The following is a 13,896-nucleotide window of genomic DNA, read 5'->3' as shown; positions in this document are numbered from 1 at the left end:
CGCGTCACAGGCTCGTCCAGCAGTAGAGCCGGTGCCCCGCGTCGTCGGCGCGGACGCACAGCGCCGCGAGCCGGTGCAGCGCGTCGGCGAGGCCGGCGGGGTCCGACCCCTCGAGCTCCTCCGTCGCCGCCCACCGCACGGCGACCTCGTCGAGCGCGGCGGGCGTCGCGGAGGCGAGCGCCCCCACGAGCACGTCCGTCACGGAGACCACCCACGGCCCCTCGTCACCCCCGGTCGCGACGAGCGAACCGTGGCGGGCGTCCGCCGTGACCTCGGCGTAGGGGCGGTCGGTGAGCAGGCTCGCCAGGGTGCCGAGGACGACGAACGGGTCGATGCCCCGGAGCTCCACGGTCGCGAAGCCCGGCTGCGTGGTCAGCGGGTCGGGGGAGGCCGGTCCGGCCTGCGCGGTGAGCGCGGCCCGGGCGTCGTCCGGTGCGGCGAAGTAGTCGGTGAGGATGCCCATGGCGGACGATCCTCGCAGGTCACGGGGACGGGCGGGTCACGGGCGTGTCACGGCTGCGTGACGCAGGTCCGGCGGTCGTCAGATCTCGGCCGTCCAGCGTCGCTCGACGACGTCCCGCAGCCCGGTCGCGAGCGTCCGGGTGCGCCCGTCGGGACCGAGCCCGGACCCGGCGAGGAAGGCCTCGCGCGCGGCGTCGCCGTCGAGGACCCACGTGACGACCTCGTCCGCGCCGTCGCGCCGCAGCCGGTCGACGGCCGCCGCCAGCAGGCGCGACCCGTGCCCGCCGCGCTGGTGGCGCGGCTCGACCTCGAGCGCGAGGACCTGACCGGGCGCGACCGCGGCGAACCCCACGACGTCGGCCCCCGCGCACGCGACGAGCACCGCGAAGCCGGGACCGGGCGGCGAGGAGATCGCGGCGGTCCACTGCTCGCGCATCCGCACGGTGTCGAGCGCGTCGAGCACGTCGTCGCCGAGCACGTCGGCGTGCGAGGAGCGCCACGCCCCGACCTGGATCGCGGTCATCGCGACGTCGTCGCCGGGCACGGCAGGGCGGACGGAGACGTCGGCGGTCTCGCGGAAGAGGCTCACGGGTTCACCCTACGAGACGCGGCCGGGCGCCGGGACGGCCTCAGCCCCAGCCGAGCGCGCGCAGGCCCGCGGCCGTGACCGCGGCGAGGACCACGACGACGATGAACGGCGCGCGCAGCGCGAGCGCGACGGCCGCGACGCCCAGCGCGGGCAGGCGCGCGTCGACGACGAGGGCCTGCCCGTCGCCGACGGTCTGCACCGTGACGAGCGCCGCGAGGAGCGCGGCGGTGACGAGCGCGGCGGTGCGCGCGACCCGTTCGTCGGCGAGCCAGTGCTCGGGCACGAGGTGGCCGGCGAGCTTGAGGGCGAAGCACACCGCGGACGCGGTGAGCACGACGACCCAGACGGTCGCTGAGGTCACGAGGGCTCCTCTCCGCGGGGACCGGCCGCGGTCCCCGCACGGTCGGCGGCTCGTCGGCGCCGCGCGTCGACCTGACCGATGACGACGGCGACCGCGGCCGCCGCGAGCACCGGCACGCCGCCCGGTGCGACGGGGACGAGCGCTGCCGCGACGACCACCGCCGCGGCCGCGGTGAGCTGCATCGCGCGCGTCGCGAGCCGCGGCCACAGCAGGCCGAGGAACGCGGCCGCCGCGGCGGCGTCGAGCCCCCACGCGCGCGGGTCGCCCAGCGCGTCGCCCGCGAGCGCCCCGACGAGCGTCATCGCGTTCCAGAGGACGAAGATGCCGACGCCCGTCCACCAGAAACCGGCCCGGACGGCGCGCCGGGACCGTTGCGCGGTCGCGACGGCGGTCGACTCGTCGATCGTGAACTGGGCAGCGACGACCTTGTGCCACGAGCGCAGCGCGAGCAACGGGCCGAGCTGCGCGCCGTAGAGCGCGTTGCGGACGCCGAGGAAGCCCGCCGTGGTGATCGCGGCGACCGGCGCGCCCCCGGCGCCCACCACGCCGATGAGCGCGAACTGCGAGCCGCCCGAGAACATGAGCAGGCTCAGCGCCATGGTCTGCGCGACGTCGAGGCCCGCGACGACCGACAGCGCGCCGAACGAGATGCCGTACAGGCCCGTCGCGACGGAGACGGACACGGCCTGGCGGACCGCGGCGCGGACCTCGTCCTCGACGGCCTGCTCGGCCACGTGCTCGACGACGTCCGGCACGTCCGCGGCGTCCGCCCGCGCCACCTCGGGCGCGGGGTCGGCGCGGGGGCGGGGGACGTCGTCGGGCCGGCTCATGCGTGCGGGTCGGCCGGGCCCTCGCCCGCGGCGGCGGCGTTCGCCGCGCGCTGGTGCGCGGTGAGGGACATGCGGTCGATGAGCGCGAGGGCGAGCGCCGAGAGGACGAACGCGAGGTGGATGAGCGTCTGCCACATGAGCTGCGTCGGCGTGTACCGGCTGCTGTCGATGAACGTGCGCAGCAGGTGGATCGACGAGATGCCGACGATGGACATCGCGAGCTTCGTCTTCAGCACGTTCGCGTTGACGTGGCTCAGCCACTCGGGCTGGTCGGGGTGGCCCTCGAGCCGGATGCGCGAGACGAACGTCTCGTAGCCGCCCACGATGACCATGATGAGCAGGTTGGAGATCATGACGACGTCCACGAGCCCGAGCACCGCGAGCATGATCTCCTCGGCGCCGAAGCTGACCACCTCGTGCGTCGCGTGATCTGTCGCGCGGCCCGTGAAACCGCCCACGACGAGCAGCCACAGCTCCTTGAGGAACTGCCACACGTAGACCACCTGGGCCACGATGAGGCCGAAGTACAGCGGCGCCTGGAGCCAGCGCGACGCGAAGATCATGTACCCGACGGTGGTGACGCGGGCGCTGGGCGAGGGGACGTTCGGGCTGGTGGTCAACGCGGGCGTCGAGGGCACGGGCGTGGGCTCTCCGGGAGTCGGTGACGGCGGACGGCGACGACCGTCCGGCGCGCGGGGCACCGGTCACCGGTCGTCACCGGGGCGTCAGGGTACCAACGCCGCGTGAGGGCCCCGCAGGCCCGCCCGCACTGCCGGTGACGAGGACGGACCCACCCGCCCGTCGAGCACGGGGACGGCGACCGGGATCGTCGGATCCCGGTCCGTGACCCCGTGCTCGGCGGCGGCGGCGGGGGGAGGGGCGACGTCAGAGGGCGACGTAGACCGTCTCCAGGTACTCCTCGAGGCCGGCCTCGCCGCCCTCGCGGCCGAGGCCGGACTGCTTGAGCCCGCCGAACGGGGCGCTCGCGTCGGACACGAGGCCGCGGTTGACGCCGATCATGCCGGCCTCGACCTCCTCGGAGACGCGCACGGCCCGGTCGAGCGACGTCGTGTACGCGTAGGCGGCGAGCCCGTACTCGGTCGCGTTCGCGAGCGCGATGCCCTCGTCGTCGTCGCCGAACGCGACGACGGGCGCCACCGGGCCGAAGATCTCCTCGGTGACGACGCGTGCGTCCGGGTCGACGCCCGACAGGACGGTGGGGGAGTAGAAGTACCCGGGGGAGCGGGGCCGCTCCGCGCCGGTGAGCACCTGGGCCCCGCCGTCGACCGCCGCGTCGACGAGCTCGGCGACCTTGTCGACGGCCTTCGCCTCGATGAGCGGCCCGACCTGCGTCCCGTCCTGGGCGCCCGGCCCGACCCGCAGGTCCGCGAACGCGGCGGCGAGGCGCTGGGAGAACTCCCGCGCGACGGCGTCGTGCACGAGGAAGCGGTTCGCCGCCACGCACGACTGCCCCGCGTTGCGGAGCTTCGCGACGACAGCGCCCTCGACCGCCGCGTCGAGGTCGGCGTCCGCGAAGACGAGGAACGGGGCGTTGCCACCGAGCTCCATCGAGGTGCGCAGCACCTGGGCGGACGCCTTCTCGAGCAGCGTGCGCCCGACGGGCGTCGAGCCGGTGAACGACAGCTTGCGCAGGCGCTCGTCCGCGAGGAGCGGCTCGGTGACGTCGGCGGCGCGCGACGACGGGACGACGTTGACGACGCCCGTCGGCAGCCCGCGGTCGGCGAGCTCGGAACGGATCACCTCCGCCACGAGCGCCGTCGTGAGCGGGGTGAGCCGCGCGGGCTTGACGACGACCGTGCACCCGGCGGCCAGCGCCGGGCCGATCTTGCGCGTCGCCATGGCGATCGGGAAGTTCCACGGCGTGACGAGCAGCGCGGGCCCCACGGGCCGGCGGAAGACGAGCTGGCGGTTGCCGCCCGCGGGCGCGGTCCGCGCGAGCCCGTCGGCGCGGACCGCCTGCTCCGCGTACCAGCGCAGGAAGTCCGCGCCGTAGAGCACCTCGGCGCGCGCCTCGGCGAGCGGCTTGCCGCACTCGGCCGTGATGAGCGCGGCCACGTCGTCGGCCCGCGCGACGACCCGGTCGTAGACGGCGCGCAGCACCTCGCCCCGCTCGCGCGGGGGCGTCGCGTGCCACGCGGGCGCCGCACGGTGCGCGGCGTCGAGCGCGCGCAGCGCGTCCGCCGGGCTCGCGTCCGCGACGTCGAACAGCGACTCCTCGGTCGCCGGGTCCTCGACCTCGAAGGTCCGCCCACCCTCGGCAGGACCCCAGTGGCCGTCCACGAGCAGCCCGGTGGGCACGTGGGCGACGAGCGCGGGGGAGAGGTTCGACGTCGAGGCGGGGCGGGACATGCTCCGAGTATCGCCCTGGGGGTCGCGGGGACGCACCCGGGCGAGCGGTGCGGGGCGCCGGGCCCGTGCCGCGCACGCCGCCCGGCCGCTGCCGGACGGGCGCGGTGCGACGACCCGCCGCACGGTAGTTTGTGCACATGGTCCTTCCCGCCACCCCCGCGCGCCCGTTCGGTGCCGTCCTCACGGCCATGGTCACCCCGATGACGCCCGACGGCGCCGTCGACCTCGAGGCGGCGGCCCGGCTCGCGAAGCGCCTGGTGGACGGCGGGAACGACGGCCTCGTGCTGAGCGGCACGACGGGCGAGTCGCCCACGACCCACGCTCCCGAGAAGCAGGACCTCGTGCGCGCCGTCGTCGAGGCGGTCGGCGACCGCGCGGCGGTCCTCGCGGGCGCCGGGTCCAACGACACCGACCACGCGCTGCGCATGGCCGAGCAGGCCGCCGAGGCGGGGGCGGACGGGCTCCTCGTCGTCACCCCGTACTACTCGCGCCCCGGCCAGGAGGGCGTCTACCGCCACGTCGTCGCGATCGCCGAGGCGGCGGACCTCCCGGTCATGCTGTACGACGTCCCCGGCCGCACCGGGGTGCGCATCGCCCCCGACACGTACGCGCGCCTCGCGGCGCACGAGCGGGTCGTGGCGACCAAGGACGCGACGGGCGACGTGTACGCCGCCGCGAAGCTCGCGGCCTCGACGGGCCTCGCCTTCTACAGCGGCGACGACGGGCTGCTGCTCCCGTTCCTCGCGCACGGCGCCGCGGGTATCGTCTCCGTGTCGGCGCACGCCGTCGCGCCGCAGTTCGCGGAGGTCGTGCGCCGCTTCGACGCCGGCGACCCGGCGGGCGCGCTCGAGGTCTTCCTCACCACGACGCCCGTCATCGACGCGCTCAACGGTGCCGGCTTCCAGGCCGTCATGGCCAAGGCCGCCGTCGAGCTGCTCGGCGTCACCGACAACCGTTTCCTGCGCCTGCCGAACGTCGCGGCGACCGAGGACGACGTCGCGCTCGTGCGCGACGCCCTCGCCGCCGCGGGCGTGCTCGCGGGCGCGACCACCGCGGCAGGCGCTGCCGCACCCACGAACTAGCGAGGGCAGGAGCCCTCGAAACCCCCGGCTCAGCCACGACAGGAGGCCCCGTGAGCCATCCCCACCCCGAACTCTCCCTGCCTCCCGAGCTCCCCGCGGGAGGGCTGCGCATCGTCGCCCTCGGCGGTCTCGGTGAGGTCGGCCGCAACATGGCCGTCCTCGAGTACGACGGGCGCCTGCTCGTCATCGACTGCGGCGTCCTCTTCCCCGAGGACAACCAGCCCGGCGTCGACCTCATCCTCCCGGACTTCGACTACATCGCGGACCGGCTGGACGACATCGAGGCGATCGTCCTCACGCACGGCCACGAGGACCACATCGGCGCCGTGCCGTACCTGCTGCGCCTGCGCCGCGACATCCCGCTCGTCGGGTCGCAGCTCACGCTCGCGTTCGTCGAGGCGAAGCTCAAGGAGCACCGCATCTCGCCCGTGACCCTCGCGGTCAAGGAGGGGCAGGTCGAGCAGCTCGGCGTGTTCCGCTGCGAGTTCGTCGCCGTGAACCACTCGATCCCCGACGCGCTCGCGGTCGCGGTGACGACCGGCGCCGGGACCGTGCTGCACACGGGCGACTTCAAGATGGACCAGCTCCCGCTCGACGGGCGCATCACCGACCTGCGCGCGTTCGCGCGCCTGGGCGAGCAGGGCGTCGACCTGTTCATGGTCGACTCGACGAACGCCGAGGTGCCCGGGTTCGTCACGCCCGAGGTCGAGATCGGCCCGGTGCTCGACAACGTCTTCGCCGCCTCCGAGAAGCGCATCATCGTCGCGTCGTTCTCGTCGCACGTGCACCGCGTGCAGCAGGTCCTCAACGCCGCGCACCACCACGGCCGCCGCGTCGCGCTCGTCGGGCGCTCGATGGTCCGCAACATGACGATCGCGTCCGAGCTCGGGTACCTCCACGTGCCCGAGGGCGTGCTCATCGACCTGAAAAAGGTCGACTCGCTGCGCGACGACGAGATCGTCCTCATGTGCACGGGGTCGCAGGGCGAGCCGATGGCCGCCCTGTCGCGCATGGCGAACGGCGACCACAAGGTCCAGGTGGGCCACGGCGACACCGTCATCCTCGCGTCGTCGCTCATCCCGGGCAACGAGAACGCCGTCTTCCGCATCATCAACGGCCTCACACGCCTCGGCGCGCGCGTCGTGCACGGCGGCAACGCCAAGGTGCACGTGTCCGGCCACGCGAGCGCGGGCGAGCTCCTCTACTGCTACAACGTGCTCAAGCCCAAGAACGTCATGCCGGTGCACGGCGAGGTCCGCCACCTCGTCGCCAACGGGGCGCTCGCGGTCCGCACGGGCGTGCCGGCCGACCGGGTCGTCCTCGCCGAGGACGGCGTCGTCGTCGACCTCGTCGACGGGCGCGCGTCCGTCGTGGGTGCCGTGCCGTGCGGGTACGTGTACGTCGACGGGTCGAGCGTCGGCGAGATCACGGACGCCGAGCTCAAGGACCGCCGCATCCTCGGCGAGGAGGGCTTCGTCTCCGTGTTCGCCGTCGTCGACTCCGCGACGGGCAAGGTCCTCGCGGGGCCGCAGATCCTCGCGCGCGGGTTCGCCGAGGACGACAAGGTGTTCCAGGACATCCAGCCCGAGGTCGTCAAGGCGCTCGAGGACGCGATCGCCGGCGGTGCGACGGACACGCACCAGCTCCAGCAGGTCATGCGCCGGGTCATCGGCCGGTGGGTCTCCAACCGCCTGCGCCGTCGTCCGATGATCGTCCCGGTCGTCGTCGAGGCGTAGCCTCCGCGACCGGCGTCGGACCGGTCTCCGCCCAGGTCGGGGCGCCAGTATGCTGGCGCCCCGACCAGCGCAGGAGGCACCCTTTGACGCACCACGACCCCTCCGGGGTCCCGTCCTACGGACAGCCCGGCGGCCCCGTCCCCGGACAGCCTTCGGCACCCGGCCGGCCGGTACCGCGGTACGGCGCGTACGGCACCGCGCCCGTCTCCGCGTACGGGCAGGCGGCGCCCCCGCCCGCGGGTCCCTCCGCACTGACTCCGCCCTCGGCACCCGTGTACGGGCAGCCGACGGCCCCGGTGCACGGCGCGTACGGCGGCGGGTACGGCTACGTCCCGCGACCGCCCGTCCCCGGCGGCCTCGCGACGGGGGCGATCGCGCTCGCGGTCGCGGTCACCGCCGTGCAGGTGCTGGCCTGGGTCACGTCGTTCGGCGCGGCCGAGGAGTTCGAGCGCGCCGCCCGCGCCGGCACCCCGAGCGCCGAGGTCCTCACCGGGTACGACGCCGTGGGCCTGCTGCTCCTTCCCGTCCAGCTCGCCGCGGCGATCGTGACGTGCCTGTGGCTGTGGCAGAGCCGCGTGCTCGCCGAGGCCGTGTCGCCCGCGCGCGGGCACGCGCGCAGCCGGGTGTGGGTCTGGCTCGGGTGGATCGTGCCGGTCGTCGCGTTCTGGTTCCCGTACCAGGTCGTCCGCGACGTGCGCGCCGCGACCGTCGCCGCCCCGCGCCGCGGCCTCGGGTGGTGGTGGGCCGGGTGGCTCCTGTGGAGCGTCGCGACGAACGTCGCCACGCAGCTGACGACGCTCTCCTCGGCCGGTGCGGCCGGTGCGGCCGGGACCTTCGCGCTGCTGCCCGTCGCGGAGACGGTGGGCACCGCGGGCCTCGTCCTCGCGCTCGTCCTGTGGGTGCGCACCGTCCGCGAGATCACCGCGGGCCAGCGTGCTGCGGTGGGTGCCGACGCCCGGTGACCACGCGGGCGCTCGCCGGGGACGGGCGGGCGGTCCGGCTTTCCCGGGGCTACGTCGCCGCGCCGCGCCGCACGAGCCCCGGACCGACGGCGGCGAGCGTCGCGGCGTAGCGCGCCGCCCGGGCGTCGTCCCCGCCGGGCACGAGGCCCGCGAGCTCGAGCGAGACCAGACCGTGCACGAGCCCCCACAGACCGAGCGCGACGTCGGCGGCACCCGCGTCCTCGGGGACGAGGCGTGCGACGGCGTCGCGGAGCACGCGGAACGTGGGCTCCTCGACCGCCTCGGGCCGGTCCGGCCCCGGCCGGACGCCGCGCGCGAACATCACGGCGTAGAAGTGCGGGTCGGCCAGCGCGAAGTCGCGGTACGCGCGGCCGAGGGCCGCCAGGTCGGCAGCGGGGTCGTCGGTGCGGGGGACCGTGGCGAGGTGTGCAGCGAAGCGCCGGAAGCCCTCCGCGGAGACGGCGGCGACGAGCTCGTCGCGGCTGCCGAAGAGCGCGTAGACGGCCGATGCGCTCGTCCCGGCCTCGGTCGCGACCGACCGGACCGTCACCGCGGCCTCCCCGTGCGTGGAGACGGCGCGCGACGCCACGTCGAGGAGGCGGTCGCGCAGGGCGTCGTCGTGCAGTCGAGGTCGTGCCACGCGCCGAGTCTAGGGGTCTTGACGAGTGTTCGCGAACGATGTTCTATAACAGTGTTCGCAAACCGGTGCGCGAGCTCTCGCGCCGCCCCCTGGAGGTCCCCGTGCTCGAGCTCACCGACGCCGCCCGCCTCACCGCCGGCATCGTCCTCCTCACCGTCGTCGGCATCGAGTCCGGCGGGGCGTTCCTCGTGCGCGTGGTAACGCGGCGGGTCCCGGCCACCGGGTTCCAGACGTCGTTCTTCCGTGCCGGGCACGCGCACGCGGGGGTGCTCGTGATCCTCGGCCTCGTCTGCCTGCTGCTCACGGAGGCCACGGGCCTCGCCGGCCCCTGGCGCTGGCTCGCGGCGACCGGCGTGCTCGTCGCGGCGATCCTGCTCCCGGCCGGCTTCTTCCTGTCGGCCGTGGGCCCGGGACGCGAGACGCCGAACCGAGCCGTCGTGCTGCTCCCCGCGGGGGCCGTCGTCCTCGCGGCGGGCGTCGTGACGCTCGCCGTCGGCCTCTTCCTCGGCTGACCGACCCCGGGAGCCGGACGTGGGTGGCTCTCGCTACGGTTCCGGCATGACCACCGCCGAGGACTTCGTCCCGCTCGACCCTGTCCGTCTCGTCACGCTGGCGCAGGGGTGGAGCATCATCTACTCGCCCGGCGGGCCGGAGTGGCACCTCCACAAGGGTGCGCTCGAGCGGCACGACGTCGAGGGCTCGGGCTACGACTTCTCCGGCGCGCTCCAGGCCACGCTGACCGATCACGAGCCCGACGCGCTGGGCGCCGTCGGGTTCGACCCCGAGGGCGGCATGGTGAGCGTCTACGGCTCCGACCTCGACGCCCTGCACGTCGCGGCGCGGCACCTGCACCGCCTCGTCACCGACGAGCAGGCCCTCGACTCGGCGCTCGCCCGGTCGGTCGAGCTCGGGCTCGACGACTGAACCCGGAGCCGTGGGGCGTCAGCGCGCGCGGAGCGCGGCGAGCTGCTCGTCGTGCCACGTCGCGACGTAGCCCGTGAGCCGGTCGTCGCGCACCACGGCGTCGGCGTGCGCGACCGCGTGCTCGAGCGCGTCGAGGTAGGCGCGGTCGGCCGCGAAGCGCGCGGCGACGGCGGCACGGCCGACGGCCGGGCTCCCGTGGCCCGGGACGAGCGCGTCGACGTCGCGCGCCGCGAGCTCGAGCGCGTCGAGCGCCCCGCGGTACGTGCGCACCGGGTCGCGCGACCCGGTGTCGACGAGCGGCACCTCCACGTCCGAGAGCATGTCTCCCGCGAGCAGCACGCCCCGCACGACGAGCGCCGCGTGCCCCGGCGCGTGGGCGTCGTGCTCGACCACGACGACGTCGGTCTTCCGGTCTGCCCGCGCGCCGGGCCGCTCCTCGGCCTGACCGGGGGTCGGTGCGGTCGGCCACGGCAGGCGTCGTGCGCCGCGGGGGAGCGGCGTGAGCGCGCCGACGAGCGTCGGGTCGTGGCCGGGCGCGGCGGCGTCGGTCGCGGCGACCAGGTCCGCTTCCCGCGACCGGACGGCGTCGGCGCCGCGGGCCGTGGCGTGGCGCGGGGCGTCGCCCAAGGAGCGGGACCACAGCACGTGGTCCCAGTGCGGGTGGGTCGCGAACCCGGCCGTCACGCGCCAGCCGCGACCGCGCACGGCGGCGGCCAGCGCCTCGACCTCCTCGACCGTGACCGCGGGGTCGACGACGAGCGCCTCGCCGTCGGGCGCGACCACGACCGTCGACGTCGTCGCCCAGATCGTCGCGGTCGCCACCCAGACCCCCGGGCGGACCTCCACGAGGTCGCGCGCGTGCGCCTGCTCGCCGTCCGCGGGTACGTCGGCGGTGCTGCGCCGCACGCCCGCGTGATCGTCCATCGGTCCTCCGCTCGTCCTCGCGGGACCGGGTCGCGGGCACGTGCCCGGACCCCGGTCCGCGGGGGACACGCGCCCCGGGGTCCCGGGCGCCGTCGTCCCTCGCAGGTAGGTTAGGACCACTATGGCGACCCGCACGTCCCCGCAGGCACGTCGGACCGCGAGCAACCGCACACCAGCGCCCCGCACCGCGGCGCGCGGCGGTTCGTCCACGGCCCGCGGCACGTCGCGCGCCGGAACCGGTCGCGGACGGTCCTCCTCCTCCAGCGCGCGCCGCCCGGCGCGCCGCCCGGCGGCGGGGCCGCCGTGGCCCGTCCGGGCGGTGCGGGGGGTCTGGCTCGGCGCCGCGCACGGCGTGGGATCGCTCGTGCGCACCATCGGAAGAGGAGCAAGAGAGCTGGACCCGGCACACCGGCGCGACGGCGTCGCGTTCACCCTCATCGCCCTCGCGGTCGTCGTCGCGGCCCGCGAGTGGTGGGGCATCCAGGGCACGTTCGGCAAGGTCGTCCACGGCGTCGTCGCGGGGACGTTCGGTCTCGCCGGCGTCGCGGTCCCGGTCCTGCTGCTCTGGCTCGCGGTGCGCATCATGCGGCACCCCGAGCGCGCCCAGGCGAACTCGCGCGTCGCGATCGGGCTCACGCTCATCGTCGTGTCCGTGTGCTCCCTCGTGCACATCTCGGAGGACCTGCCCGCGCCGCGGGACGGCTTCGCGGCGGTGCAGGACGCGGGGGGCATCGTCGGCTACCTGGCGGCCACGCCCGTGACCGCCGGGCTGACGCCGTGGTTCGCCGTCCCCATCTTCCTGCTCCTCGGGTTCTTCGGGCTGCTCGTCGTCACCGCGACGCCCGTGCACCGCATCCCGAGCCGGCTGCGCGGCCTCTACGACGTGCTCACCGGCAACCACCGCACCGAGGACGACGCGCTCGACGCCGACGGGCTCCCGCTCGCGGAGGGCGTCTCGCGCCACGACGGCAGCGAGCCGGCGACGGGTCGCCGACCGCGCAAGCCGCGGCGCACCAAGGCCCAGCGCGCGGCGGAGGCGGCCGAGATCGAGAAGCCCGAGGGCGGCTTCTCGGGCGACGAGGCGTTCGAGACGGCCGCGTTCCTCGACTACGAGGACGACGCGCCGCGCGGCCGGGGGAAGAAGCGTCGCGCGGAGGAGCCGTCCGCCGGCACCGCCGCCACGGAGGTGGTCCCCGCCGTCGGGCAGGGCACCGCGCAGGACACGGCGGCGGCCGCGATGGGCGCGGTCGCGCCCTCCCCGGAGGACGGCGTCGGCAGCGTGCCGCCGCCCCCGCCCGGCCCGATGCCGCGGGGCGTGCAGCCCATGCTCGAGGGCGACACGGTCTACCTGCTCCCGGACGAGGACGCGCTCGTCAAGGGCGCGCCCCACAAGGTGCGCTCCGCCGCGAACGACCGCGTGGTCGAGGCGCTCACGCAGACGTTCGAGCAGTTCGAGGTCGACGCGAAGGTCACCGGGTTCACGCGCGGCCCGACGGTCACGCGCTACGAGGTCGAGGTCGGGCCCAAGGTCAAGGTCGAGCGCATCACGTCGCTGTCCAACAACATCGCGTACGCGGTGGCGAGCGCCGACGTGCGCATCCTCGCGCCGATCCCCGGCAAGTCGGCCATCGGCATCGAGATCCCCAACACGGACCGCGAGACGGTCGTGCTCGGCGACGTCCTGCGGTCGTCGGCCGCGCGGCGCACCGAGCACCCCATGGTCATGGGCGTCGGCAAGGACGTCGAGGGCGGCTACGTCGTCGCGAACCTCGCGAAGATGCCGCACATCCTCGTCGCGGGCGCGACGGGCGCCGGCAAGTCGAGCTTCATCAACTCCATGATCACGTCGATCCTCATGCGCTCGACGCCGGAGCAGGTGCGGCTCGTGCTCGTGGACCCCAAGCGCGTCGAGCTGACGATCTACGAGGGCATCCCGCACCTCATCACGCCCATCATCACGAACCCGAAGAAGGCCGCCGAGGCGCTCGACTGGGTCGTCCGCGAGATGGACGCCCGCTACGACGACCTCGCCGCGTTCGGGTTCAAGCACATCGACGACTTCAACGCCGCCGTCCGCGCCGGCAAGGTCAAGCCGCTGCCCGGCTCCGAGCGCAAGATCGCGACGTACCCGTACCTGCTGGTCGTCGTCGACGAGCTCGCCGACCTCATGATGGTCGCCCCGCGCGACGTCGAGGCCTCGATCCAGCGCATCACGCAGCTCGCGCGCGCGGCGGGCATCCACCTGGTGCTCGCGACGCAGCGCCCGTCGGTCGACGTCGTGACGGGCCTCATCAAGGCGAACGTGCCGTCGCGGCTCGCGTTCGCGACGTCGTCCCTCGCGGACTCGCGCGTCGTGCTCGACCAGCCCGGCGCGGAGAAGCTCATCGGCCAGGGCGACGCCCTGTTCCTGCCCATGGGCGCGGCCAAGCCCATGCGCGTGCAGGGCGCGTGGGTCTCGGAGTCCGAGGTGCACGCCGTCGTCGAGCACGTGAAGAGCCAGCTCAAGCCCGTGTACCGCGAGGACGTCACGCAGGCGGCCACGAAGAAGCAGATCGACGAGGACATCGGCGACGACCTCGACCTGCTGCTCCAGGCGGCCGAGCTCGTCGTGACGTCGCAGTTCGGCTCGACGTCGATGCTCCAGCGCAAGCTGCGCGTCGGGTTCGCCAAGGCGGGTCGCCTCATGGACCTCCTGGAGTCGCGCGAGATCGTCGGACCGTCCGAGGGGTCCAAGGCCCGCGAGGTGCTCGTGACGCCCGAGGAGCTGTCGTCGGCGCTCGCCCTCATCCGGGGCGAGCCCGCGCAGGACGTCTTCGACGGCCAGGCGCCCGCCGCGGCCCCCGCGCCCTCGGCCGCAGGGGGCGGCCACGACTACGGCGAGGGCACCGACGGGCACATGCCCCCGGTCGCGACGGAGTACCACGACGGCGCCGACGTGGAGTCGGGCTGGCGGTGACCCGGGCGGCCGGTGGTGCCGCCGACGGTCGGCGCACCCCGGACGACCCCCTAGGCTGGT

Annotated in this window: 14 protein-coding genes; 6 read left to right on the top strand and 8 right to left on the bottom strand. The window is 75.1% G+C overall.

All coding sequences use genetic code 11. The annotated features are described in order from the left end of the window. Nucleotides 1-4: 4 nt before the first annotated feature. The 6 genes from B9L22_RS17545 to B9L22_RS17520 form a co-directional block, all read right to left on the bottom strand. The gene (locus B9L22_RS17545; RefSeq protein ID WP_086151321.1) at nucleotides 5-463 is read right to left on the bottom strand and encodes a hypothetical protein; all 459 of its coding nucleotides are present in this window, start codon (nucleotides 461-463) and stop codon (nucleotides 5-7) included. A 78-nt stretch (nucleotides 464-541) separates the two neighbouring features. Beyond that, nucleotides 542-1,051, bottom strand: coding sequence for a GNAT family N-acetyltransferase (locus B9L22_RS17540; RefSeq protein WP_086151320.1), 510 nt, complete (start codon nucleotides 1,049-1,051; stop codon nucleotides 542-544). A 40-nt stretch (nucleotides 1,052-1,091) separates the two neighbouring features. Then, nucleotides 1,092-1,412: an AzlD domain-containing protein gene (locus B9L22_RS17535; RefSeq protein ID WP_043658086.1), complete on the bottom strand. Its 321-nt coding sequence runs from the start codon at nucleotides 1,410-1,412 to the stop codon at nucleotides 1,092-1,094. Continuing rightward, entirely contained in the window at nucleotides 1,409-2,242 is an 834-nt protein-coding gene (locus tag B9L22_RS17530) for an AzlC family ABC transporter permease (RefSeq protein ID WP_086151319.1), read from the bottom strand. The genes B9L22_RS17535 and B9L22_RS17530 overlap by 4 nt, the downstream gene beginning before the upstream one ends. Next, nucleotides 2,239-2,862, bottom strand: a complete 624-nt coding sequence (locus tag B9L22_RS17525; protein WP_051028262.1) for a TIGR00645 family protein — start codon at nucleotides 2,860-2,862, stop codon at nucleotides 2,239-2,241. The genes B9L22_RS17530 and B9L22_RS17525 overlap by 4 nt, the downstream gene beginning before the upstream one ends. A 265-nt stretch (nucleotides 2,863-3,127) precedes the next feature. After that, a complete protein-coding gene (locus tag B9L22_RS17520) occupies nucleotides 3,128-4,612 on the bottom strand; it encodes an NAD-dependent succinate-semialdehyde dehydrogenase (protein ID WP_086151318.1) in 1,485 nt (494 codons plus the stop codon). 137 nt (nucleotides 4,613-4,749) lie between these two features. Here B9L22_RS17520 and dapA point away from each other — a divergent pair, with 137 nt between their 5' ends. The 3 genes from dapA to B9L22_RS17505 all read left to right on the top strand — a co-directional run bounded on the left by dapA (nucleotide 4,750) and on the right by B9L22_RS17505 (nucleotide 8,392). Further along, the gene (gene dapA / locus B9L22_RS17515; protein ID WP_086151317.1) at nucleotides 4,750-5,694 is read left to right on the top strand and encodes a 4-hydroxy-tetrahydrodipicolinate synthase; all 945 of its coding nucleotides are present in this window, start codon (nucleotides 4,750-4,752) and stop codon (nucleotides 5,692-5,694) included. A 50-nt stretch (nucleotides 5,695-5,744) separates the two neighbouring features. After that, nucleotides 5,745-7,430 carry a ribonuclease J gene (locus B9L22_RS17510; protein ID WP_034655491.1) on the top strand — a complete coding sequence of 562 codons (1,686 nt, stop codon included), beginning with the start codon at nucleotides 5,745-5,747 and terminating at the stop codon, nucleotides 7,428-7,430. A gap of 272 nt (nucleotides 7,431-7,702) precedes the next feature. Next, the gene (locus tag B9L22_RS17505) at nucleotides 7,703-8,392 is read left to right on the top strand and encodes a DUF4328 domain-containing protein (protein ID WP_158097227.1); all 690 of its coding nucleotides are present in this window, start codon (nucleotides 7,703-7,705) and stop codon (nucleotides 8,390-8,392) included. A 49-nt stretch (nucleotides 8,393-8,441) separates the two neighbouring features. On the opposite strand, the gene B9L22_RS17500 is transcribed toward B9L22_RS17505, so the two are convergent. Beyond that, complete coding sequence (locus B9L22_RS17500) at nucleotides 8,442-9,032, bottom strand: TetR/AcrR family transcriptional regulator (protein WP_086151315.1); 591 nt, start codon at nucleotides 9,030-9,032, stop codon at nucleotides 8,442-8,444. A gap of 65 nt (nucleotides 9,033-9,097) precedes the next feature. Between B9L22_RS17500 and B9L22_RS17495 the strand changes: the two genes are divergently transcribed. Next, nucleotides 9,098-9,544, top strand: a complete 447-nt coding sequence (locus B9L22_RS17495) for a hypothetical protein (RefSeq protein WP_336244610.1) — start codon at nucleotides 9,098-9,100, stop codon at nucleotides 9,542-9,544. Nucleotides 9,545-9,590: 46 nt separating this feature from the next. Next, on the top strand, nucleotides 9,591-9,956 hold the full coding sequence (locus B9L22_RS17490) for an Imm51 family immunity protein (RefSeq protein WP_086151314.1): 366 nt from the start codon (nucleotides 9,591-9,593) through the stop codon (nucleotides 9,954-9,956). Nucleotides 9,957-9,974: 18 nt separating this feature from the next. Here B9L22_RS17490 and B9L22_RS17485 read toward each other — a convergent pair whose 3' ends face one another. Continuing rightward, entirely contained in the window at nucleotides 9,975-10,880 is a 906-nt protein-coding gene (locus tag B9L22_RS17485) for an MBL fold metallo-hydrolase (protein WP_086151313.1), read from the bottom strand. A 121-nt stretch (nucleotides 10,881-11,001) separates the two neighbouring features. Between B9L22_RS17485 and B9L22_RS17480 the strand changes: the two genes are divergently transcribed. Next, complete coding sequence (locus B9L22_RS17480) at nucleotides 11,002-13,836, top strand: DNA translocase FtsK (protein ID WP_233140218.1); 2,835 nt, start codon at nucleotides 11,002-11,004, stop codon at nucleotides 13,834-13,836. Nucleotides 13,837-13,896: the final 60 nt, after the last annotated feature.

Origin of the sequence: Cellulosimicrobium sp. KWT-B (assembly GCF_002127155.1) — a bacterium.
Taxonomy (GTDB): domain Bacteria; phylum Actinomycetota; class Actinomycetes; order Actinomycetales; family Cellulomonadaceae; genus Cellulosimicrobium; species Cellulosimicrobium funkei.
This window is presented reverse-complemented; position numbering and strand designations above follow the sequence as displayed.

What these genes read in the sequence shown, in the direction of transcription:
- dapA (WP_086151317.1), top strand. Translation starts at nt 4,750, where the DNA reads ATGGTCCTTCCCGCCACCCCCGCGCGCCCGTTCGGTGCCGTCCTCACG.
- B9L22_RS17530 (WP_086151319.1), bottom strand. Translation starts at nt 2,242, where the DNA reads ATGAGCCGGCCCGACGACGTCCCCCGCCCCCGCGCCGACCCCGCGCCC.
- B9L22_RS17485 (WP_086151313.1), bottom strand. Translation starts at nt 10,880, where the DNA reads ATGGACGATCACGCGGGCGTGCGGCGCAGCACCGCCGACGTACCCGCG.
- B9L22_RS17480 (WP_233140218.1), top strand. Translation starts at nt 11,002, where the DNA reads ATGGCGACCCGCACGTCCCCGCAGGCACGTCGGACCGCGAGCAACCGC.
- B9L22_RS17520 (WP_086151318.1), bottom strand. Translation starts at nt 4,612, where the DNA reads ATGTCCCGCCCCGCCTCGACGTCGAACCTCTCCCCCGCGCTCGTCGCC.
- B9L22_RS17490 (WP_086151314.1), top strand. Translation starts at nt 9,591, where the DNA reads ATGACCACCGCCGAGGACTTCGTCCCGCTCGACCCTGTCCGTCTCGTC.
- B9L22_RS17545 (WP_086151321.1), bottom strand. Translation starts at nt 463, where the DNA reads ATGGGCATCCTCACCGACTACTTCGCCGCACCGGACGACGCCCGGGCC.